The following is a 19,554-nucleotide window of genomic DNA, read 5'->3' as shown; positions in this document are numbered from 1 at the left end:
GCCTCGCGGAGCGGCGCTCGGCGCGACGGCGTGCGGCGGGCCGCTCGGCGATGGTCGCGGCGGCCTCGGTCGTGGTGGCCGCCGGGACCGTCGCCGGCCTGCTGTCCGCGGCGGCCGACGGCCCGGACGGCGGGGACGAGGCACGCCCCGTCGCCAGCGAGTCGCCGAGCCTCCGGCCGCTGCCCGCCCTGCCGAGCCCGAGCCCGACCCCGTCTGCGACGCAGCCCTCGGCGAAGCCGAGCCCGAAGCCGAAGCCGAAGGTGCGGCCCACCGAGAAGGCGCAGCCCCGGCCGTCGAGCGTCCCGACCGCCGCCACCGGCCTCTACCGGTACGGCGACTCACAGGTCCTGGAGTGGGTGCGGGCCAACCGCTCGGACCCGCGCCGCCCCCTCATCGAGTCCCGGATAGCCGACCGGCCGACCGCCGTCTGGTTCGCCGACTTCACCCCGGACACCATCGCGTCCCGGGTGCGCGCGGTCACCTCCGCGGCGGCGGGCGAGGGCCGGGTACCGGTCGTCGTGCCGTACGCGATACCGGAGCGGGACTGCGGCGGGGCCTCCGACGGCGGGGCCCCGGACCGGGCCGCGTACGACGACTGGATCGACCGGTTCGCGGCGGGCCTGGGGGGCCGCGAGGTCATCGTGATCCTGGAGCCCGACGCGCTCTCCCAGACGGAGTGCCTCAGCGACGGGCAGCGCGCCGACCGCTACGCGGCGCTGGCCCGCGCGGGCCGGGTCATGAAGTCCGCGAACCCGCGCGCCCGCGTCTACTACGACGCCGGCCACTCCGGCTGGAACGCCCCGGCCACGCAGGCCGCCCGCCTGAAAGCGGCGGGCGCGGCGTCCCCCGCGTCCTCCGACGGAGTCTTCAGCAACGTCTCGAACTTCCACCGCACCGCCGACGAGGCCGCCTACGACCGCCGGGTCCTCGCCGCGATGGGTGCCCCCGCGGGACTCGGCGCGGTCATCGACACCAGCCGCAACGGCAACGGCGCCCCCACCGATGGCGCGTGGTGCGACCCCGACGGCCGCAGGATCGGCGAGGCCCCCACCCTGACCACGGGCCTGCCCCGCATCGACGCCTACCTGTGGGTCAAACTCCCCGGCGAGTCCGACGGCTGCAAGGGCGAACCGGGCACGTTCACCCCGGACTACGCGTACGAGCTCGCGGACTGAACCGGAGCCTCACCGTCAGCCGACGCCGCCCTGGGCGATGCGGCGGGCCCAGGTGTCCCGGGCCGGCTCCAGCTCCGCGTCGATGGCGCGCTCCCGCTCCGCGCCGGTCTCCACGGCGGCCGGCACGGGCGCGCCGATGCTCAGACAGGTACGGCGCAGATGGGTCGGGGGATGGGTGGCGTCGACGCTGTGCCCGCGCCGGACGCCGACCCGCCGCAGTCGCTCGTACTCCAGCTCGGGGACGGACGCGACATGCTCCCGCACGCGCTCCCACAGGCCGGCGCCGGCCTCGTCGCGCCGGGACGTGCGGGTGGCGCGGGAGGCGGCGGCCGCGGTGCGGTTGAGCTCCCGGCGCAGGGCGATCGTCGTCGAGTCGGCGACGAGCAGCCGGTCCATGAGGCCGAGCGCCGACGCGGTGGACCCGGCGCGGGCGGCGCCCCGGTCGGCCAGGTACTCGGCGCGCTGGGTGGCCCGCAGCGTGAGCTGGTCCATCAGCCGGAGCAGCCCGCGCAGGATGCCGCGCGGGATGACGTACAGGGCGTTGACGAGCATCTCGGTCACGGTCGGGTTGCCGGTCGGCAGGAAGTAGTAGTGCCAGGTGGTGAGCGAGCGGAAACCGGTCGCGACGACGACGCCGTGACGGAGGTCGCCGTTGCTGAAGTGCGCGAGTTCATGGCCCAGCAGCGCCACGCGTTCGCGCGGGGTGAGGATCTCCCACAGGGGCAGTCCGAGGGTCAGCAGGCGGCGCCCGCGCCACCCCACCGGCATGACGCCCGCGTTGGGCTCGGCGTCCACGGCGATCAGATCCACACCCCGGGTGCCGACCACCGCCGCGACCTCGTCGACCAGCGCGAACAGGGCGGGTGCCTGCGCGCGCCGCAGGACCGGCACGTTCTGCGGCATCCTGGCCGGGCGCGGGCTGAGCGGCCAGGCCGACGCGAGCAGCAGCACGCCCACCACCTTCAGCGGCACGCCCGGGTCCGCGAGGAGCAGCCAGAGGCCGCCGGCGACCAGGGCGAGCGTGGCGGCGTGCACGGCGAGCGCGAGGGCGAAGGCCGCCAGGGACGCCGGATCGCGCCGGGCCCGGAGTTCGCTCCCGTCCGTCAGTTCGGCGAGCAGCCGCTCACCGTGGCGGGCGGCCAGGGCGCGGCGGGCCCGGTCGATCCGGCCGCCGTCCTCGCGCGGCGGCTCCGGATCGATGTTCCACTCGCACTCCCGGCACCAGACGACGAACCTCTCGTCCGCGTCGATCGCGGCGCCGCAGTCCGGGCATGCCTGGGCCTTCTCCCGCACGGAACGCATGGCTGCGCCCCCCTCCCCATCCCCGCGGCCCCTCCCCAGAGGCCGCCTGATCATGAACGTGACGCCTCATGATGCGGTCGGGGCGGGGGCGGTGCAATGGACGTGCGGGGGGTCGCGGGGTGTCAGCCGTTCTCGCCGGTGTCCTTCCCGGCGTCCCGGGCGTCGCTGTCCTCGTCGTAGGTCGAGGTGCCCGCGTCCAGGAGGGGTTCCTGGGTCTTGAGGTGGGCGGGGGCCATCGCGCGCAGGGCGTGGTAGCCGGTGATGACGACGATCGTGCCGAGGGCGATGCCGCTCAGGGAGAAGTTGTCGGTGAACTTCAGGGAGACGTTGCCGACGCCGATGATGATGCCCGCGGCGGCGGGGACCAGGTTCAGCGGGTTGCGCAGGTCGACCCCGGCGTTGATCCAGATCTGGGCGCCGAGCAGGCCGATCATGCCGTAGAGGATGACGGTGATGCCGCCGAGGACGCCGCCCGGGATGGCGGCGACGATCGCGCCGAACTTGGGGCACAGGCCGAAGAGGAGGGCGAATCCGGCGGCGGCCCAGTAGGCGGCCGTGGAGTAGACGCGGGTGGCGGCCATGACGCCGATGTTCTCGGAGTACGTGGTGTTCGGCGGGCCGCCGACGGCGGTGGAGAGCATCGACGCGGCGCCGTCCGCCGAGATGGCCGTGCCGAGCTTGTCGTCGAGGTCGTCGCCGGTCATCTCGCCGACGGCCTTGACGTGTCCGGCGTTCTCCGCGATCAGCGCGATGACGACGGGCAGCGCCACCAGGATTGCGGACCACTCGAAGGACGGGGCGTGGAAGGAGGGCAGACCGATCCAGTCGGCCTTGCCGACGCCGGAGAGGTCGAGGCGCCAGTGGTCGACGGCCGGGCCGCCGCCGTTCACGGAGTGGATCTTGCCGAAGATCCGGTCGAACACCCAGGAGATGCCGTAGCCGAAGATCAGGCCCAGGAAGATCGCGATGCGGGACCAGAAACCGCGCAGACACACGACGGCCAAACCGGTGAACAGCATGACCAGGAGCGCCGTCCACTGGTCGGTCGGCCAGTACGTGGAGGCGGTGACCGGGGCCAGGTTGAAGCCGATCAGCATGACGACGGCGCCGGTCACGATCGGCGGCATCGCCGCGTGGATGATCCGCGCGCCGAACTTGTGCACCGCGAGACCGGCCAGGAAGAGGACCACGCCGACGGCGAAGACCGCGCCGGTGACCGTGGCGCTGGAGCCGCCCTGCGCGCGGATGACGGCGGCGACGCCGACGAAGGACAGCGAGCAGCCGAGGTAGCTGGGGACCCGGCCGCGCGTCGCGAGCAGGAAGATGACCGTCGCGACGCCGGACATCATGATCGCGAGGTTGGGGTCGAGGCCCATCAGGACCGGTGCGACGAACGAGGCGCCGAACATCGCGACGACGTGCTGGGCGCCGAGCCCGATGGTCCGCGGCCAGGAGAGTCGCTCGTCGGGGCGGACGACGGCACCGGGGGCCGGGGTGCGCCCGTCGCCGTGCAGTTTCCAGCGCACGCCGAGGTCCATGGTGGGTCTGCTTTCTGTGGTGCTGATGTGGCCTGAATCAATCGCCTTATGTTAGTGCGACGTAAGTGCGAGGACCGCCGGTGCGTGCGCGCGACCGGCTGAGCGGTTGCTTAGTCGGCGCCGTACGATGACTCGCATCCTTTTGCACGATCTCGTACCAGGAGCACCACCCGTGACCGCCGAAGCCCTCGCCGCCCCCGCCGAACCCGCCCCCTCCTTCGGTCGGCTCGTCCCCGTCACCGTCCACTTCGACGACCTCGACGCGCTCGGGCTGCTCCACAACGCGCGCTACCCCGTGATGGTCGAGCGGGCCTGGGGCGCCCTGTGGCACGAGCGCGGCCTCTCCTTCGAGGGCGACTGGGCGGCGGCCGGCGACTTCTGCAACGCGGTCAAGGAGTTCACGATCACCTACGACGCCCCGGTCAAGCGGCCCGGAGAGTATGCCGTGAGCCTCTGGCTGGAGCGGCTCGGCCGCACCGGACTGACCTACGGCTTCCGCTTCTGCTCTGCCGACGGCTCGGTCACCTACGCGCGGGGGACCCGCGTCCTGGTCCGGCTCGACCCGGCGACGCTGCGCCCCGCGCCGTGGAGCGAGCGCTTCAGGGCCTTGGGGCAGGATCTGCTGCGCCCTCAGGGCTGAGCACTCCGGCCGCGGCGGTCGGCGTGCGGTCGGCGCCGCGCAGCACCCCCGCGAACACCGCGAGCCCGCAGGCCAGCACGGTCACCACGCCGAACGACACCACGAGGCTCGTCGCGTCGGCGATCGTGCCGATCGCGGAGGGCGCCACGAGACCCGAGGTGTACGTGATGGTGGCGACGCCGGCGATGGCCTGGCTCGGGTTCGGCCCGCTGCGTCCGGCCGCCGCGAAGGCGAGCGGCACGACCACCGCGATGCCGAGTCCGAGCAGCCCGAGTCCGGCCATCGCGACCGCCGGGTTCGGGGCGACCACCACGAGCAGGGCGCCGGCGGTCGCGACGACGCCGCCGATCCGGACCGTGCGCACCGCCCCGAAGCGGTCGACCACCGCGTCGCCCGCGATCCGCGCGATCGCCATCGTCAGCGTGAACGCCGTGGTGCAGGCCGCCGCGAGCCCGGCCGAGGTGCCGAGCACGTCCCGCAGATAGACCGCCGACCAGTCCAGGCTCGCGCCCTCCGCGAACACCGCGCAGAAACCGACCGCGCCGATGAGCAGCGCCGACTTGGGCGGCAGCGTGAAGCGCGGCGGCGCCTCCTCGTCCTCGGCCGGGCGCAGGTCGAGCACCCAGCGGCAGGCCGCGAACCCGGCCACCGTCAGCACGGCCGCGGCGAGCAGATGGTGCAGCCGGGCGTCCGCGCCGACGTGCGCGGCGAGCGTGCCGCCCGCCGACCCGAGCAGCGCGCCCGCGCTCCACATCCCGTGCAGCCCCGACATGATCGACTTGTCGAGGCGGGTCTCGATCTCGACACCCAGCGCGTTCATCGCCACGTCCGACGTGCCCGCCGTCGCCCCGTAGACGAACAGCGCGACGCAGAGCGTGAGCAGGTTCGGCGCGAGGGACGGCAGGACCAGGGCCAGCGTCCACAGGGCGAGCAGCCCGCGCAGCGCGGTGCGCGCCCCGAACCGGTGGCTCACACTCCCGGCCAGCGGCATCGCCACGGAGGCGCCGATCGCCGGGAAGGCGAGCGCCAGCCCGAGCTGACCCGCGCCGACCCCCGCGTGGTCCTGGATCCACGGCACCCGGGTCGCGAACGAACCGGTCACCGCGCCGTGGACGCAGAAGACGGTCGCCACGGCGTAGCGGGCGCGCTTCAACTCCTTCAGTCCGTACGTCGGTTGCTGTGCCGCAGACGCTGTTCCGCTCATCCTGCCGGGCCCCTCCCGAGTCGCTCCCAAGCGTGCCTTCAAGCGTGGTGTCGCCGTAAACTATCAGGAACCCTGCCTGATAGTTAGCCCGTTTCCCCGTAGGATCCCTGTATGCCCGCATCACCGAGCACCGCCCGAGCCATCAACGACCGGCTCGCCCTGCGCCTGCTGCAGGAGGAAGGCCCGCTGACCGCCGGGCAGTTGAAGGAACGCACCGGGCTGTCCCGGCCCACCGTCGCGGACCTCGTCGAGCGCCTCACCGCCGCCGGCTTCGTCCGGGCGGTCGGCGAGGCGGGCGCACAGCGGCGCGGTCCCAACGCCCGCCTGTACGGGCTCGTCGCCGACCGCGCCCACCTCGCGGCCCTCGACGTCCGCACCGAAGGAGTCCGGTTCGTCGTCGCCGACCTGACCGGCGCCGTGCTCGCCGAGGCCTCCCTGTCCGTCGACACCCGGGAGGCGACCGGCGCCGCCGTCGAGCGCGCCATCGCCCTTCTCGAACGGACCGCGAAGGAAGCCGGGGTCGAGCGCCTGCACACCGTCGGCGTCGGCGCGCCCGGCCTCGTCGACCCCGTGACGGGCGACCTGCGCGACTCCACGCAACTCCCCGAATGGCACCGACGCCTCGTCCCGGCCCTCCAGGAACGGCTCGGCGCGCGCGTGCTCGTGGAGAACGAGACGAACCTCGCGGCGCTCGCCGAGCGGCGCGACGGGGTGGCCCGCGACCGCGACACGTTCGTGCTGCTCTGGCTCGGGCTCGGCATCGGCGCGGCGGTCGTCCTGGACGGAGTGCTGCGGCGCGGGGCCTCCGGCGGGACCGGGGAGGTCGGGTTCCTGCCCGTGCCGGGCACGGGGGGACTGCCGTCCGCGACCGGGTGCGACGGGGGTTTCCACGATCTGGCCGGGGCCGCGGCGGTGCTCTCTCTGGCGAGGGAGTACGGGCTGGTCGGCGGGGCGGAGCCGGTGGAGCGGGCGTTCGATGTCGTGCGGGAGGCGGCGGTGGCCTCCGGCGGTGGGGCGGAGGAGTTTCTGGACGCGCTGGCCGAGCGGCTCGCGGTCGGGGCCGCCGCGGTGGTGGCCGTGCTGGATCCTGGGTGCGTCGTCCTTGCCGGGGAGGTCGGGCTCGCGGGGGGTGAGGAATTGGCTCGGCGGGTCGGGGTGCGGCTCGCCGCGATGTCGCCGCTGGTGACGGAGGTGCGGGCCGGGGTTCTGGGGGGCGGGGCGGTTCTGAGTGGGGCGCTGGTGATGGCGCGGGAGGCTGCGCAGGAGGCGGTGTACTCGCCGTAGGGCTGAGCGGATCGTTGCCGGGTGCGGCTTCGTCGTGGCTGGTCGCGCAGTTCCCCGCGCCCCTGAAATGCAGACCCTTCGGGTCGCATTTCCCCGATAGAGGCTGAACGGCGAAGCCGTTCGCCTCTAGGGGCGCGGGGAACTGCGCGAGAAGCCCCACCGCACCCGCACCCGGCAACGAACCCACCTACCCCTCGGACAAGAACTCCGAGAACGTCCGGCGCCCCACGGAGTGGCCCGGCGCCAGATGGCCACCCGCCCGGAACTCCCGATACGTGCGCCCGAACAACGGCACGGACAGGACACGGCGCCGCTTCCCGACCGCCGACAGATACGCCCGCCCCCACTCCGCGAGCGACCGCACCTCGGGCCCGCCCATGTCCGGCACCCGCCCCGCCGGCCCCGCAACCGCCAGCTCGGCCAACCGCTCCGCGACCTCCGCCACCTCGACCGGCTGATCCCCGACCCCCGCCGGCACCAGCATCACCGGCAACCGCGCCGCCGCCGCCAGAACGTCCCGCACCAGCTCGTGGAACTGCGTCGCCCGCAGCACCGTCCAGCCGAGCCCCGACTCCTCGATCATCCGCTCCACCGACCGCTTCTCCCGGTAGTAGCGCAGCGGAACCCGGTCCACGCCGACGATCGAGATGTAGAGCAGGTGGGGGACGCCCGCCCGCCACGCCGCCTCGATCAGCTGCGCGGCGGCCTTCTCGTCCCCGCCGCGCGGCGACGAGGCGCAGTGCACGATCACGTCCGCGCCGTCCACCGCACGGTCCAGCGCGGGCCCGCCCTCGCGCAGGTCCACGGCGTACGTCCGCGCGTGCCGGCTGAGCACCCGCACCTCGTGGCCCGCCTCGGAGAGCCGCTCGCAGACGAGCCGCCCGAGTGTGCCCGTGCCACCGGTCACCAGGATCGTGGTCATCGCCCCATCAGTCCCATCGCCCCATCAGTCCTTTCGGACGTCGGCGTCCCCCTGCGGGACACCGTCGTCAGCTGGGAACCGGCGGGCCCGCGGAAATGTGACAGCCCGCGGGCCGCGATCTCAGGCGGCGGCCAGCTGCGCGTCCACGAAGGCCAGCTTCTCGGGATTCAGGACGGCCCGCGCGGTCACCACGAGCCCGTCGCGCACCTCGAAGGCGACGGTCCCGACGAGCGCGCCCGCCATCCGGGCGACGACCGCGGGCTCCCCGTTGATCTCCGCGACGGAGAGCTCCGCACCGGCCAGGTAGCGTTCCCCGACGCCCACGAGGAACCGCAGCACCTTGTCCCGTCCGCCGACCGGCCGGCGCGCCGCGGACACCTTGCCGCCGCCGTCGCCCCACCAGGTCACATCGGCGGCGAGCACCTTCTCCAGGCCCACGAGATCGCCCTCCCGGGCCGCCGCCACGAACGCCTCCACGAGCTCGCGCCGCACCTGTTCCGACGGCTCGAAGCGGACCCCGGGCGCCGCGATCCGGCCCGTCGCCCGCCGGTACAGCTGCCGGCAGTGGGCCTCCTCCAGATCGAGGACCCCGGCGATCTCCCGGTACCCGTACGCGAACGCCTCGCGCAGCACGTACACCGCCCGCTCGGTCGGCGTCAGCCGCTCCAGCAGGACCAGCAGCGCGCAGGACACCGAGTCCCGGCTCTCCGCCGAGTCCAGCGGGCCCAGCGCGCCGTCCGAGGTGAGGACCGGCTCGGGCAGCCAGGGGCCCACGTACCGCTCGCGCTGTACGCGGGCCGAGGTGAGGCGGTTGAGGCAGAGGTTCGTGACGACCTTGGCGAGCCAGGCCCCCGGATGGGTGACCGCACCGGGCTCGGTCGCGCGGAAGCGCAGGTACGCGTCCTGCACGGCGTCCTGCGCCTCCTCGGCGGAGCCGAGCATCCGGTAGGCGAGCCCGAACATCCGCGGGCGGTGGCTCTCGAACTCTTCGGCGCGGGCGGTCTCCGATGCGGTCGTCACGCCCTCAGCCTGCCAGAGGACGCCCCGAGTTCAGCAGGCGCCCTGGTCCTGCCAGACCCCCCACTCCCCGGTGGACCCGGGCTGCTCGCCCTTCGTCCACCACTTGGCCTTCCAGGTGTGCCCGCCGTACGAGACGAGCGCGCCGGCGCCGTACTCGGAGGCCGTGTTCCATGCCGCGGCGGTGCAGGCGCCACCCGTCGGATCCGGGGTCGGCGTGGGCGTCGGCGTCGGCGTGCCCGAACCCGGCTGGACGACCGTCGTGCCCCGCACCAGGTCGCCGGCCAGCGCGTACGTCTTCCCGCCGAAGGTCACCGTCCAGTTCGAGGGCGTCGACACCGGCTGGTAGTAGACGAAGTCGAGCGACACGGAGGCGCCGGGCGCGAGCGACTGCCAGGCGGGGAGCTTCAGGGAGACCCGGTGGTAGTCGCCCTTGAGCCCGCCCACGTTGTCGCCGGTGTGGTCGCTGCGGACGATCGTCGTGCCGAACCCGGACTGGTCCTTGGCGTTGCCCGGCGCCGAGGTCCCGTAGTCGAACTGGAACTCGGTGCCGCCCGGCAGCGTCGCGTCCGTGTTGTTGGTGATCTTCACCTTGGGCGAGATCGGGTAGTTGGAGTCGCCGAGCGGGAAGGCGCCGAAGTCCACACCGATGTCGAGCGCCTCGGTCGGCAGGTCGATCGTGGAGCGCTTCGCGCCGTACGGCTTCGCGGACTTGAAGGCGTCGTAGAGCGTGCTGGTGAGCGTGGACCCGGGCTCGTACTGGCCCTTGGCCGCGTTCCACCCGTAGTCGCCGGCGAGTTCCCAGATCATGGTGCCGCCGATGCCCCGGTCGGCCACGTACGCGGCCTTCGCGGCGACCGACTGCTCGTCCTCCGTCGACAGGAACACCTTCTTGTCGGCGTTCCACAACCAGGGCGCGACGAGCGTCGAGTCGTAGTTCCGCTGGTAGGTGCCGGTCAGCTTGGTGTCCGCCGGGAAGCCGTACTTCGTCACGTAGTCACCGACGACGCCCTTCTCCAGGTTCTTGGCGTGCCACATCGGGTTCGAACCGGCCGGGGACTCCTTGCCGTTCGTGTCCTGGTCGTGCCAGAGGTTGTCGATGCCGACGGCGCCGTCACCGCACTTCGTCAGGCCCGCGCCCGCCGGACAGTCCGTCGAGGGCGCCTTCCCCCACAGCCCATCGGTGCCGCCCTGCACGTTCTTGAAGCCCCGTGTGTAGTACGGGAGCCCGATGTTGATGCGCCCGGCCGGCATCGAGCCGCGGAAGTAGTGGTAGGCCCAGTCGGTGTTCAGGTAGCCGATGCCGCCGTACTGGGAGGTCGAGTAGACGCCCGCCGCGGCGAGTTCGACGTCCTTGCCGTCGTCGAACAGCGAGGCGTTCGGGCCGACGTACTCGTTCCAGGCGCCGTGCAGGTCGTACGACATGATGTTGACGTAGTCCAGGTACTTCTGGACCTGGAAGGTCTCCATGCCGCGCAGCAGATAGCCGGAGGAGGGGGCCGCGACGGACAGCAGATAGTGCTTGCCGTCGGCCGCGCCGGCCCGGTCGAGCTTCTCGCGCAGGGTCTTCATCAGGGCGGCGTAGCCCTTGACGAGGCCGGCCCTGCGGGCGTTCGCGAGCGACCAGTCCAGCGGATTGCCCGCGTCCTTCATGGTCGTCGGGTACTCGTAGTCGATGTCGACGCCGTTGAAGCCGTACTTCTCGACGAAGGCGACGGCGGAGTCGGCGAACGTGTCGATGCCCGCCTGGTTGACGCTGCCGTCCGCGTTCGTCGCCATTGCGTAGAAGCCGCCGGAGTCGACGCGCTTTCCGTCGTCCCCGAAGTAGCCGCCCGTCTCGGCCCAGCCGCCGACGGAGATCAGCGTCTTCACGTTCGGGTGCTGCTTCTTGAACTTGGTGAGCAGGTTGAAGTGGCCCTTGTACGGCAGATCCGGGTCCATCTCGGCGCCCGCGACGCCCGGCCAGGTCATGCCCGTGGCCGCGTTCTTCGGCCCGTCGGCGCCGACCGAGATCTTGTTGTTCCCGTCGACGTGCGCGAAGGCGTAGTTGAGGTGCGTGACCTTGTCCCACGGGATGTCCGAGGCGAGGTATGCGGGAGTCCCGTCCTGGCCCGTGCGCCAGCCCGTGAAGTAGCCGATGACGCGGCGCTGGTGGTCCGCGCCCATCTTCTCGCGGCCCTCGGTGTCGTAGACCGAGCAGTAGGGGACCGAGACGCCGGGCGTCTCGTAGAGGCCGTCGGGGCGGCAGGACTCCTGGTCGGCAGCGTGCGAGACGGTCGCGGGCAGCGAGGCGAACAGCAGCCCCGCCACGGCGGCCGCGCCGGCGAGCAGGGCCGGTCGGCGTCTGGGCGGTCTGGGGAACGGCACGGCGGTTCCTCCCGGGGAGGGCATCGGTGATGCGCGAGTGGGGCGGGTGGACCTCGAGGCTGGGAGGAACCTAAGAGGACTAGACCATGACGTCAATAGGTCTGTACCAATCTCAACCACCGATGCCCACCAGGGGAGTTGGCGGGGAGTTGGCGCCCTATTCCCTTCCGGGACCCAAAGTCACCGATCGTGGCTGTGAGTCAGCCCACAGGAATCACCGGTGGACGTGCCGGGCGGACGTGGCACACTGGCCCTGTACCAGAAGCAGCGCACTCCGGGGTCGGTGAAAGTCCGAACCGGCGGTTACAGTCCGCGACCCGGTCACACACCAGTGACCGGTTGACCAGGTGAAATTCCTGGACCGACGGTTAAAGTCCGGATGGGAGGCAGTGCGCGGCGGGCGGGCACCTCGTGTGCGCGTCGCCGAGCTGTTGAGGGCATCCCTCGCGATGCCCCGCACGTGGCGTCGTCGTTCCCGGTGCCGTCGTCCGTACGTTCTGTCGCCGTATCGCGACAGTGCCCCGGAGTCCAGACCCTCAGAGGGAGGACCGGGGAAGTGTTCACCGGAATCGTCGAAGAGCTGGGCGAGATCACGGCCGTCGAGAATCTCGACGACGCCTCCCGCTTCCGCGTCCGCGGGCCCGTCGTCACCGACGGCGCCCAGCACGGAGACTCCATCGCGGTCAACGGCGTGTGTCTCACCGTCGTGGAGCACGAGGGCGACGAGTTCACCGCCGACGTCATGGCCGAGACCCTCAAGCGGTCCAGCCTCGGCGCCCTGACCACCGGCTCCCGGGTCAACCTGGAGCGCCCGATGGTCGCCGACGGCCGCTTCGGCGGTCACATCGTGCAGGGCCACGTCGACGGCACCGGCGCGATCGTCGAGCGCACCCCCTCCGAGCACTGGGAGATCGTCAAGGTCTCGCTGCCCGCCGAGCTGTCCCGGTACGTCGTCGAGAAGGGCTCCATCACGGTCGACGGCGTCAGCCTCACCGTCGTCGAGGCCGGCCCCGACTACTTCACCATCAGCCTCATCCCCACCACCCTCGCCCTGACCACGCTCGGCCACAAGCAGCCCGGCGACCCGGTCAACCTCGAGGTCGACGTCATCGCCAAGTACGTCGAGCGCATGCTCGCAACCCAGGAGGGCGACCGGTGAACTGGCTCAACTCGCAGGCGTTCACGCTGTTCGGCCAGCACATCATCTGGTCCGACATGATCGGCAACGTGATCGGCCTGATCGCCCTCGCCCTCGGCTGGCGCCGCTCCATATGGACCTGGCCCGCCCAGCTGGTCTCCGGCGCGATCCTGCTCACCGCCTTCGCCACCGCCCACCTCTCGGGCAGCGCCGGCAAGCAGCTCGTCGTCATCGTCGTCGCCCTCTTCGGCTGGTGGCAGTGGAACCGCGGCAAGGGCCGGGCACAGGACGGCTCCATCGCCGTCCGCTTCGCCACCTGGCGCGAGCGCGGCTTCCTGATCGGCGCCGCCGCCCTCGGCACCCTCGCCGTCGGCGGGCTGTTCACCGCCTTCCCGACCCTGTCCTGGGACCCCTGGCCCGACGCCTACATCTTCGTCGGCACCGTCGTCGCCATGTACGCCCAGGCCCGCGGCATGGTCGAGTTCTGGTTCGCCTGGCTCCTGGTCGACGCCGTCGGCGTCCCGCTGAACTTCGCCAACGGCTTCGCCTTCTCCGGCTTCGTCTACGTCATCTACGGCGCGCTCGTCCTGTGGGGCATGCGCGACTGGTGGCTGCGGTCCCGCGCCGCCGCCCCCGCCCCTGCGCTCGAAGGAGCCCACGCATGAGCACGGCACCCCACCTCTACGAAGTGACGGACCTCGCGCTCGACCCGGTCGAGCAGGCCGTCCGGGACATCGCCGCGGGCCGCCCCGTCGTCGTCGTCGACGACGAGGACCGGGAGAACGAGGGCGACCTCGTCGTCGCCGCCGAGAAGATCACGCCCGAGATCGTCGCCTTCATGATGAGCGAGTGCCGCGGCCTGATCTGCGCCCCCATGGAGAGCGACGAACTGGAGCGGCTCGACCTGCCCCAGATGGTCGGCAACAACACGGAGTCGATGAAGACCGCCTTCACCGTCTCCGTCGACGCCTCCGGCGCCCACGGCGTCACCACCGGCATCTCCGCCGCCGACCGCGCCACCACCCTGCGGCTGCTCGCCTCCGGCGACGCCGAGCCCGGCGACTTCGTGCGCCCCGGCCACATCTTCCCGCTGCGCGCCAAGCCCGGCGGCGTCCTGGCCCGCAACGGCCACACCGAGGCCGCCGTCGACCTCGCCCGCCTCGCCGGCCTCCGCCCGGCCGGCGCCATCGTCGAGATCGCGGGCGAGGACGGCGTCATGCTGCGCCTGCCCGAGCTCGTCCCCTTCGCCCGCAAGCACGGCCTCACGATCATCTCCATCGAGGACCTGATCGCCTACCGCCGCAGCAGCGAACCCACCGTCAAGCGCGAGGCGACCGTCCAGCTGCCCACCGCCCACGGCGAGTTCACCGCCTACGGCTACCGCTCCACCGTCGACGGCGTCGAGCACGTCGCCCTCGTCCACGGCGAGCTCGGCGACGGCGAGGACGTCCTCGCCCGCGTCCACTCCGAGTGCCTCACCGGAGACGTCTTCCACTCGCTGCGCTGCGACTGCGGCCCCCAGCTGGAGGAGTCCATGCGGCGCATCGTCGAGCACGGCCGCGGCGTCGTCGTCTACCTGCGCGGACACGAGGGCCGCGGCATCGGCCTCGTGTCCAAGCTGCGCGCCTACGAACTCCAGGAGCAGGGCCGCGACACCCTCGACGCCAACCTGGAGCTCGGCCTGCCCGCCGACGCCCGCGACTACGCGGCCGGCGCCCAGATCCTCCAGGATCTCGGCGTGCACAGCCTGCGCCTGATGACCAACAACCCGGACAAGACCGATGCCCTCACCCGGCACGGCCTCAAGGTCACCGCGCGGGAACCCATGCCCGTCACCGCCGGCGAGCACAATCTCGGCTACCTGCGCACCAAGCGCGACCGCATGGGCCACGACCTGCCCTGGCTGGACGCGCCCCGCACGTCCACCTGCAGCAACCAGTAGTTCCGACCGACCGTCCAGTTACGTAGTACGTAGTACGAGGAGAAGCGCGTGAGCGGCAAGGGTGCACCCGAACTGAGCGTCAAGAACTGCGGCGACCTGCGCGTCGCCGTCGTCGCCGCCCAGTGGCACGAGAAGGTCATGGACGGCCTCGTGAACGGCGCCCTGCGCGCCCTGACCGAGTTGGGCATCAGCGAGCCCACCGTGCTGCGCGTCCCCGGCAGCTTCGAGCTCCCGGTCGTCGCCAAGGTCCTCGCCGACCGGGGCTACGACGCCGTCGTCGCGCTCGGCGTCGTCATCCGCGGCGGCACCCCGCACTTCGACTTCGTGTGCCAGGGCGTCACCCAGGGCCTGACCCAGGTCGCCATCGAGACCGGCGTGCCCGTCGGCTTCGGCGTACTGACCTGCGACACCGAGGAGCAGGCCCTCGACCGGGCCGGCCTGGAGGGCTCCAACGAGGACAAGGGGCACGAAGCGGTCACCGCCGCCGTCGCCACCGCCACCACGCTGCGTACCGTCGCCGAGCCCTGGCGTTAAGGGACGAGGAGAGCCGCGTAAAGTAGGCACCACCATGTCCAATAAGACGTTCGAGGAGCTCTTCACCGAGCTCCAGCACAAGGCAGCCACCGGCGACCCCGCCACGTCCCGCACCGCTGAGCTGGTCGGCAAGGGCGTCCATGCCATCGGCAAGAAGGTCGTCGAGGAGGCCGCCGAAGTCTGGATGGCCGCCGAGTACGAGGGCAAGGACGCCGCGGCCGAGGAGATCTCGCAGCTCCTCTACCACGTCCAGGTGATGATGGTCGCCCGCGGCATCTCACTCGACGACGTGTACGCGCATCTCTGAGCCGTACGCCGATCCCGCCAGTCCCCTTCCCTTCAGCACGACTTCACGCAAAGGAATCCGACCTCATGCTGCGCATCGCCGTCCCCAACAAGGGTTCACTGTCCGGACCTGCGTCGGCGATGCTGCATGAGGCCGGATACCGCCAGCGCAAGGAGTCCAAGGAACTCGTCACCGTCGACCCGGACAACGAGGTGGAGTTCTTCTACCTCCGCCCCAAGGACATCGCGATCTACGTGTCCTCCGGCAAGCTCGACATCGGCATCACCGGCGAGGACCTGCTGATCGACTCGGGCGCCGACGCCGAGGCGATCCTGCCGCTCGGCTTCGCCCGCTCCACCTTCCGCTTCGCCTCCCGCCCCGGCGCCGTCAAGAGCCTCGCCGACCTCGAGGGCCGGACGATCGCCACCTCCTACGAGGGCATCGTCGGCAAGTACCTCGACGAGCACGGCGTCCAGGCCTCCGTCGTCCACCTCGACGGCGCCGTCGAGACCGCCATCGAGCTCGGCGTCGCCGACGCCATCGCCGACGTCGTCGAGACCGGCACCTCGCTGCGCAACGCGGGCCTGGAGGTCTTCGGCGAGCCCATCATGCGCTCCGAGGCCTGCGTCGTGCGCCGCAAGGGCGCCGAGGCCGACGACCCCAAGGTCCAGCAGTTCCTGCGCCGCCTCCAGGGCGTCCTCGTGGCCCGCACCTACGTGATGATGGACTACGACTGCCGCGCCGAGCACCTGGAGAAGGCCGTCGCCCTCACCCCGGGCCTCGAGTCGCCGACCGTCTCGCCGCTGCACAACGAGGGCTGGGTCGCCGTGCGCGCCATGGTCCCCGCCCGCGACGCCCAGCGCATCATGGACGACCTGTACGACCTCGGCGCCCGGGCCATCCTCACCACGGCGATCCACGCCTGCCGCCTCTGAGGACCGCTTCGAGGACCGCCGAGAGGACCGTGAGGACTTCCCGCCATGACTGACCTGCCGAAGCTGCCCGTCACCTTCCGGCCGGGCCGCACCCGCGCCATCCTGCACGGGCTCGGCGCCGCCAGCTTCGTGACCATCACCGCCGTCGCGCTGCTGCTCGGCGGACTGAACCCGGGGGAGCGGACCAGCTTCGTCTTCACCGCGGCCATGTTCTGGGGCGTCCTCGCGCTGCTCGCGCGGCCCAAGGTCGTCGCCGACGACACCGGCGTCACCGTCGTCAACGTGGCGCGCAGCCGCCGGCTCGCCTGGGCCGAGATCGTCCAGGTCAACCTGCGGCCCGGCGACCCCTGGGTGTTCCTCAACCTCACCGACGGCACCAGCCTGGCCGCCATGGGCATCCAGCCCGGCATCGCCAAGGAGAGCGCCATCCGTGACGCCAAGGCGCTGCGCGCCCTGACCGAGGTCCACAGCACCGTCCAGGGCTGAGGACCCCCGGTCCCGGGACCGACTCCGGGACCTCTCCCGGCAGCCTCGCACCCGTGGGGCCTGCCGCACGGCCCCGGTCGTGATTAATCTGGTGACGGGGCGCGCCTCGAGTGCCGCCCCGCCCCCGACGCGCCCGGACGGGCTGCCGGGGGCTCCGACTGACTTAGGAGTGACTCCCTCCAGCGATGGACGGATCGTCCGGTAGTACCTGCGCCGCCCCCTCCCGACATAGCGCGCCCCGCGCGCTGACGTCTTCGGAGGCGGCGGCATGACCATCCCGTTGCTGCTTCTCGCGGCCGCCTTCCTCCTGATCCTCGCCAACGGCTTCTTCGTGGCCGCCGAATTCGGCCTCGTCACGGTGGAGCGCCCCGACGCCGAGCAGGCCGCCGCCGCCGGCGACAAGCGGGCCCGCACCGTCGTGGCCGCGCTCAAGGAGCTGTCCTTCCAGCTCTCCGGCACCCAGCTCGGCATCACCATCACCTCACTGGTCGTCGGCATGCTCGCCGAGCCGGCCCTCGCCGAGCTGCTGCACGGCCCGTTCACGGCCGTCGGCATCCCGGACGGCGCCGCGCGCGGCGTCAGCGTCGTCGTCGGCATGCTGCTGGCCGCCGCCGTCCAGATGGTGATCGGCGAACTCGTCCCGAAGAACTGGGCGGTCTCCAAGCCGCTGCAGGTCGCCCGCTTCGTCGCGGGCCCCCAGCACGTCTTCTCCCGCCTGTTCCGCCCGGTCATCGCCGTCCTCAACGCCGTCGCGAACCGTCTGGTGCGCGCCCTCGGCGTCGAACCGGCCGACGAGCTGGCCTCCGCCCGCACCCCGGGCGAACTGGTCTCGCTGGCCCGCCACTCGGCGCAGGCCGGCGCCCTGGAACAGGACACGGCCGACCTGTTCGTCCGCACCCTGTCGCTCGCCGGACTCACCGCGCAGCACGTCATGACGCCGCGCGTGAAGGTCAGCGCCCTCCAGTCCTCCGCGACCGCCGAGGACGTGGTCAACCTGACCCGCGCCACCGGCCTGTCCCGCTTCCCCGTCTACCGGGAGCGGATCGACGAGGTCGTCGGCATGGTCCACCTCAAGGACGCCCTCGCGATCCCCGCGCACGAGCGGCTGCGCACCCCCGTCGCCCGGATCGCCCAGGCCCCGCTCCTCGTCCCCGAGACGCTCCCCGTCCAGCCGCTGCTCGCGCGCCTGCGCAGCGAGCAGCCCATCGCGGTCGTCGTCGACGAGTACGGCGGCACCGCCGGGGTCGTCACCCTCGAGGACATCGTGGAGGAGCTCGTCGGCGAGGTCCGCGACGAGCACGACCGCCACGACCTGCCCGAGCTCGCCCCGCTGCCCCCGGAGGACGGCCGCCCCGCGTGGGAGGCCGACGGCAGCTGCCGCGTCGACGTCCTGCGCCGCATCGGCCTCGAAGCGCCCGACGGCCCGTACGAGACCGTCGCCGGACTCGTCGCCGACCTGCTCGGCCGCATCCCCGCCGCCGGGGACAAGGCCGAGCTGCCCGGCTGGCGGCTCGCCGTGCGCCAGGTCGACCACTACCGGGCCGAGCGGGTCCGGATCGTCCGGCTCGCGGACGCCCCGCAGCCCGTCCTGGAGGCGGTCCGATGAGCGCCCTGCAACTGTTCTTCGCCGCGCTGCTCGTGCTGGCGAACGGGTTCTTCGTCGGCGCCGAGTTCGCGCTCGTCTCCGTGCGCCGCAGCCAGATCGAACCCATCCCGGGCAACCGCGCCCGCCAGGTCCTCTACGGACTCGAGCACCTGCCCCAGATGATGGCGGCGGCCCAGTTCGGCATCACCGTCTGCTCGCTGACGCTGGGCGCGGTGGCCGAGCCGACCGTCGCCCACCTCCTGGAGCCGGTCTTCGAGGCGGTCCACCTCCCCGAGGGCATGATCCATCCCCTCGGCTACGTGATCGCGCTCGCCGCCGTCGTCTTCCTCCACCTCGTCATCGGCGAGATGGTGCCGAAGAACCTGGCGATGGCCGCGCCCGAGAAGACGGCGCTGTGGTTCAGCCCCGGACTCGTCGCCTTCGCCCGCCTGTGCAAGCCCGTCACGATCGCCCTGGGCGCCTGCGCCCGGCTGGTCCTGCGGCTCTTCCGGGTCGAGCCCAAGGACGAGGTCGAGGCCGTCTTCACCAGCGAGCAGCTCAACCGCCTCGTCGAGGACGCGGGCCAGGCCGGCCTGCTCGGCCCCGAGGAGCAGGAGCGGCTGGAGGACGCGCTGGAACTGGGCTCGCGCCCGGTGACGGACGTGCTCCTGGCCCGCCAGTCACTGGTGACCGTCGGCCCGTCCGTGACCCCGGCGCAGATCATCGAACTGACCGGCCGCACCGGGTACTCCCGGTTCCCGGTCTGTGCGGACGGCGGCGCGTTCATGGGCTACCTGCACGTGAAGGACGTCCTGGACCTCATCGACGGCCCCGACACGGACCGCGCGGTCCCGCAGCACCTGTGGCGCCCCATGACGACCCTGCGCTCGGAACTCCCGCTGGACGACGCCCTGACGGTGATGCGCCGCGCGGCGACCCACCTGGCCCAGGTCGCGGACGCCTCCGGCCGCGTGCTGGGGCTCGTGGCCCTGGAGGACGTCCTGGAACTCCTCGTCGGCGAAGTCACCGACCCCACCCACCAGGTCCCTCCGGCCCGGACCCGGGTGGACCTGTCGGCCTGAGCGAGATTCCGTTCGGCTTTCCCCCGGTGGGGGCTGGTCGCGCAGTTCCCCGCGCCCCTGATGAGGCTGCGCCTCATCGGGGAAATGCGACGCGAAGCGTCTGCATTTCAGGGGCGC

The 19,554-nt window shown here is 72.3% G+C and carries 18 protein-coding genes and 1 riboswitch; of the genes, 12 read left to right on the top strand and 6 right to left on the bottom strand.

The features are described 5' to 3' along the window. Positions 1–50 precede the first annotated feature (50 nt). On the top strand, positions 51–1,175 hold the full coding sequence (locus ACZ4E1_RS27190) for a glycoside hydrolase family 6 protein (RefSeq protein ID WP_467544368.1): 1,125 nt from the start codon (positions 51–53) through the stop codon (positions 1,173–1,175). A 15-nt stretch (positions 1,176–1,190) separates the two neighbouring features. Here the strand turns inward: ACZ4E1_RS27190 and ACZ4E1_RS27185 are convergent, their stop codons facing one another. Next, on the bottom strand, positions 1,191–2,477 hold the full coding sequence (locus tag ACZ4E1_RS27185) for a M48 family metallopeptidase (protein WP_467543926.1): 1,287 nt from the start codon (positions 2,475–2,477) through the stop codon (positions 1,191–1,193). A 122-nt stretch (positions 2,478–2,599) separates the two neighbouring features. Beyond that, the gene (locus ACZ4E1_RS27180) at positions 2,600–4,015 is read right to left on the bottom strand and encodes a uracil-xanthine permease family protein (RefSeq protein WP_467543923.1); all 1,416 of its coding nucleotides are present in this window, start codon (positions 4,013–4,015) and stop codon (positions 2,600–2,602) included. Positions 4,016–4,187: 172 nt separating this feature from the next. Here ACZ4E1_RS27180 and ACZ4E1_RS27175 point away from each other — a divergent pair, with 172 nt between their 5' ends. Then, entirely contained in the window at positions 4,188–4,655 is a 468-nt protein-coding gene (locus ACZ4E1_RS27175) for an acyl-CoA thioesterase (RefSeq protein ID WP_467543920.1), read from the top strand. Here ACZ4E1_RS27175 and ACZ4E1_RS27170 read toward each other — a convergent pair. Continuing rightward, positions 4,615–5,859 carry an MFS transporter gene (locus ACZ4E1_RS27170; RefSeq protein ID WP_467543918.1) on the bottom strand — a complete coding sequence of 415 codons (1,245 nt, stop codon included), beginning with the start codon at positions 5,857–5,859 and terminating at the stop codon, positions 4,615–4,617. The genes ACZ4E1_RS27175 and ACZ4E1_RS27170 overlap by 41 nt on opposite strands. 111 nt (positions 5,860–5,970) lie before the next feature. Here ACZ4E1_RS27170 and ACZ4E1_RS27165 point away from each other — a divergent pair, with 111 nt between their 5' ends. Then, positions 5,971–7,143, top strand: a complete 1,173-nt coding sequence (locus tag ACZ4E1_RS27165; protein ID WP_467543916.1) for an ROK family transcriptional regulator — start codon at positions 5,971–5,973, stop codon at positions 7,141–7,143. A 187-nt stretch (positions 7,144–7,330) separates the two neighbouring features. Here the strand turns inward: ACZ4E1_RS27165 and ACZ4E1_RS27160 are convergent, their stop codons facing one another. The 3 genes from ACZ4E1_RS27160 to ACZ4E1_RS27150 all read right to left on the bottom strand — a co-directional run bounded on the left by ACZ4E1_RS27160 (position 7,331) and on the right by ACZ4E1_RS27150 (position 11,449). Further along, a complete protein-coding gene (locus ACZ4E1_RS27160) occupies positions 7,331–8,065 on the bottom strand; it encodes an SDR family oxidoreductase (RefSeq protein ID WP_467543913.1) in 735 nt (244 codons plus the stop codon). 120 nt (positions 8,066–8,185) lie between these two features. Next, a complete protein-coding gene (locus ACZ4E1_RS27155) occupies positions 8,186–9,085 on the bottom strand; it encodes an RNA polymerase sigma-70 factor (protein ID WP_467543911.1) in 900 nt (299 codons plus the stop codon). A 30-nt stretch (positions 9,086–9,115) separates the two neighbouring features. Next, positions 9,116–11,449 (bottom strand): chitinase C-terminal domain-containing protein, encoded by a 2,334-nt coding sequence (locus tag ACZ4E1_RS27150; RefSeq protein ID WP_467543908.1) that lies wholly within the window; start codon positions 11,447–11,449, stop codon positions 9,116–9,118. A gap of 265 nt (positions 11,450–11,714) precedes the next feature. Further along, positions 11,715–11,846, top strand: a riboswitch (FMN riboswitch). Between the two features lie 159 nt (positions 11,847–12,005). Between ACZ4E1_RS27150 and ACZ4E1_RS27145 the strand changes: the two genes are divergently transcribed. The 9 genes from ACZ4E1_RS27145 (at position 12,006) to ACZ4E1_RS27105 (ending at position 19,437) form a co-directional block, all read left to right on the top strand. Further along, positions 12,006–12,608 carry a riboflavin synthase gene (locus ACZ4E1_RS27145; protein WP_467543905.1) on the top strand — a complete coding sequence of 201 codons (603 nt, stop codon included), beginning with the start codon at positions 12,006–12,008 and terminating at the stop codon, positions 12,606–12,608. Beyond that, on the top strand, positions 12,605–13,252 hold the full coding sequence (locus tag ACZ4E1_RS27140) for a nicotinamide mononucleotide transporter family protein (RefSeq protein ID WP_467543902.1): 648 nt from the start codon (positions 12,605–12,607) through the stop codon (positions 13,250–13,252). Before ACZ4E1_RS27145 ends, ACZ4E1_RS27140 begins: the two co-directional genes overlap by 4 nt. Continuing rightward, positions 13,249–14,529, top strand: coding sequence for a bifunctional 3,4-dihydroxy-2-butanone-4-phosphate synthase/GTP cyclohydrolase II (locus ACZ4E1_RS27135; protein ID WP_467543899.1), 1,281 nt, complete (start codon positions 13,249–13,251; stop codon positions 14,527–14,529). The genes ACZ4E1_RS27140 and ACZ4E1_RS27135 overlap by 4 nt, the downstream gene beginning before the upstream one ends. Before the next feature lie 48 nt (positions 14,530–14,577). Continuing rightward, the gene (gene ribH, locus ACZ4E1_RS27130; RefSeq protein ID WP_467543896.1) at positions 14,578–15,063 is read left to right on the top strand and encodes a 6,7-dimethyl-8-ribityllumazine synthase; all 486 of its coding nucleotides are present in this window, start codon (positions 14,578–14,580) and stop codon (positions 15,061–15,063) included. 34 nt (positions 15,064–15,097) lie between these two features. Beyond that, a complete protein-coding gene (locus ACZ4E1_RS27125) occupies positions 15,098–15,370 on the top strand; it encodes a phosphoribosyl-ATP diphosphatase (RefSeq protein ID WP_030038616.1) in 273 nt (90 codons plus the stop codon). A gap of 65 nt (positions 15,371–15,435) precedes the next feature. Further along, entirely contained in the window at positions 15,436–16,284 is an 849-nt protein-coding gene (hisG, locus tag ACZ4E1_RS27120; protein WP_467543893.1) for an ATP phosphoribosyltransferase, read from the top strand. A gap of 45 nt (positions 16,285–16,329) precedes the next feature. Next, positions 16,330–16,770, top strand: coding sequence for a PH domain-containing protein (locus tag ACZ4E1_RS27115; RefSeq protein ID WP_467543891.1), 441 nt, complete (start codon positions 16,330–16,332; stop codon positions 16,768–16,770). A gap of 268 nt (positions 16,771–17,038) precedes the next feature. Further along, the gene (locus ACZ4E1_RS27110; protein ID WP_467543889.1) at positions 17,039–18,376 is read left to right on the top strand and encodes a hemolysin family protein; all 1,338 of its coding nucleotides are present in this window, start codon (positions 17,039–17,041) and stop codon (positions 18,374–18,376) included. Further along, entirely contained in the window at positions 18,373–19,437 is a 1,065-nt protein-coding gene (locus tag ACZ4E1_RS27105) for a hemolysin family protein (protein WP_467543887.1), read from the top strand. Before ACZ4E1_RS27110 ends, ACZ4E1_RS27105 begins: the two co-directional genes overlap by 4 nt. Positions 19,438–19,554: the final 117 nt, after the last annotated feature.

Source organism: Streptomyces sp. NPDC025806 (assembly GCF_055558275.1).
The sequence above is the reverse complement of the archived record's forward strand: the minus strand, read 5'-3'. Positions and strand labels throughout refer to the sequence as shown.

Coding starts and splice junctions, on each gene's coding strand:
- ACZ4E1_RS27190 (WP_467544368.1), top strand. CDS start 51: ATGGTCGCGGCGGCCTCGGTCGTGGTGGCCGCCGGGACCGTCGCCGGC.
- ACZ4E1_RS27185 (WP_467543926.1), bottom strand. CDS start 2,477: ATGCGTTCCGTGCGGGAGAAGGCCCAGGCATGCCCGGACTGCGGCGCC.
- ACZ4E1_RS27180 (WP_467543923.1), bottom strand. CDS start 4,015: ATGGACCTCGGCGTGCGCTGGAAACTGCACGGCGACGGGCGCACCCCG.
- ACZ4E1_RS27170 (WP_467543918.1), bottom strand. CDS start 5,859: ATGAGCGGAACAGCGTCTGCGGCACAGCAACCGACGTACGGACTGAAG.
- ACZ4E1_RS27165 (WP_467543916.1), top strand. CDS start 5,971: ATGCCCGCATCACCGAGCACCGCCCGAGCCATCAACGACCGGCTCGCC.
- ACZ4E1_RS27160 (WP_467543913.1), bottom strand. CDS start 8,065: ATGACCACGATCCTGGTGACCGGTGGCACGGGCACACTCGGGCGGCTC.
- ACZ4E1_RS27135 (WP_467543899.1), top strand. CDS start 13,249: ATGAGCACGGCACCCCACCTCTACGAAGTGACGGACCTCGCGCTCGAC.
- ACZ4E1_RS27125 (WP_030038616.1), top strand. CDS start 15,098: ATGTCCAATAAGACGTTCGAGGAGCTCTTCACCGAGCTCCAGCACAAG.
- hisG (WP_467543893.1), top strand. CDS start 15,436: ATGCTGCGCATCGCCGTCCCCAACAAGGGTTCACTGTCCGGACCTGCG.
- ACZ4E1_RS27115 (WP_467543891.1), top strand. CDS start 16,330: ATGACTGACCTGCCGAAGCTGCCCGTCACCTTCCGGCCGGGCCGCACC.
- ACZ4E1_RS27110 (WP_467543889.1), top strand. CDS start 17,039: ATGACCATCCCGTTGCTGCTTCTCGCGGCCGCCTTCCTCCTGATCCTC.
- ACZ4E1_RS27105 (WP_467543887.1), top strand. CDS start 18,373: ATGAGCGCCCTGCAACTGTTCTTCGCCGCGCTGCTCGTGCTGGCGAAC.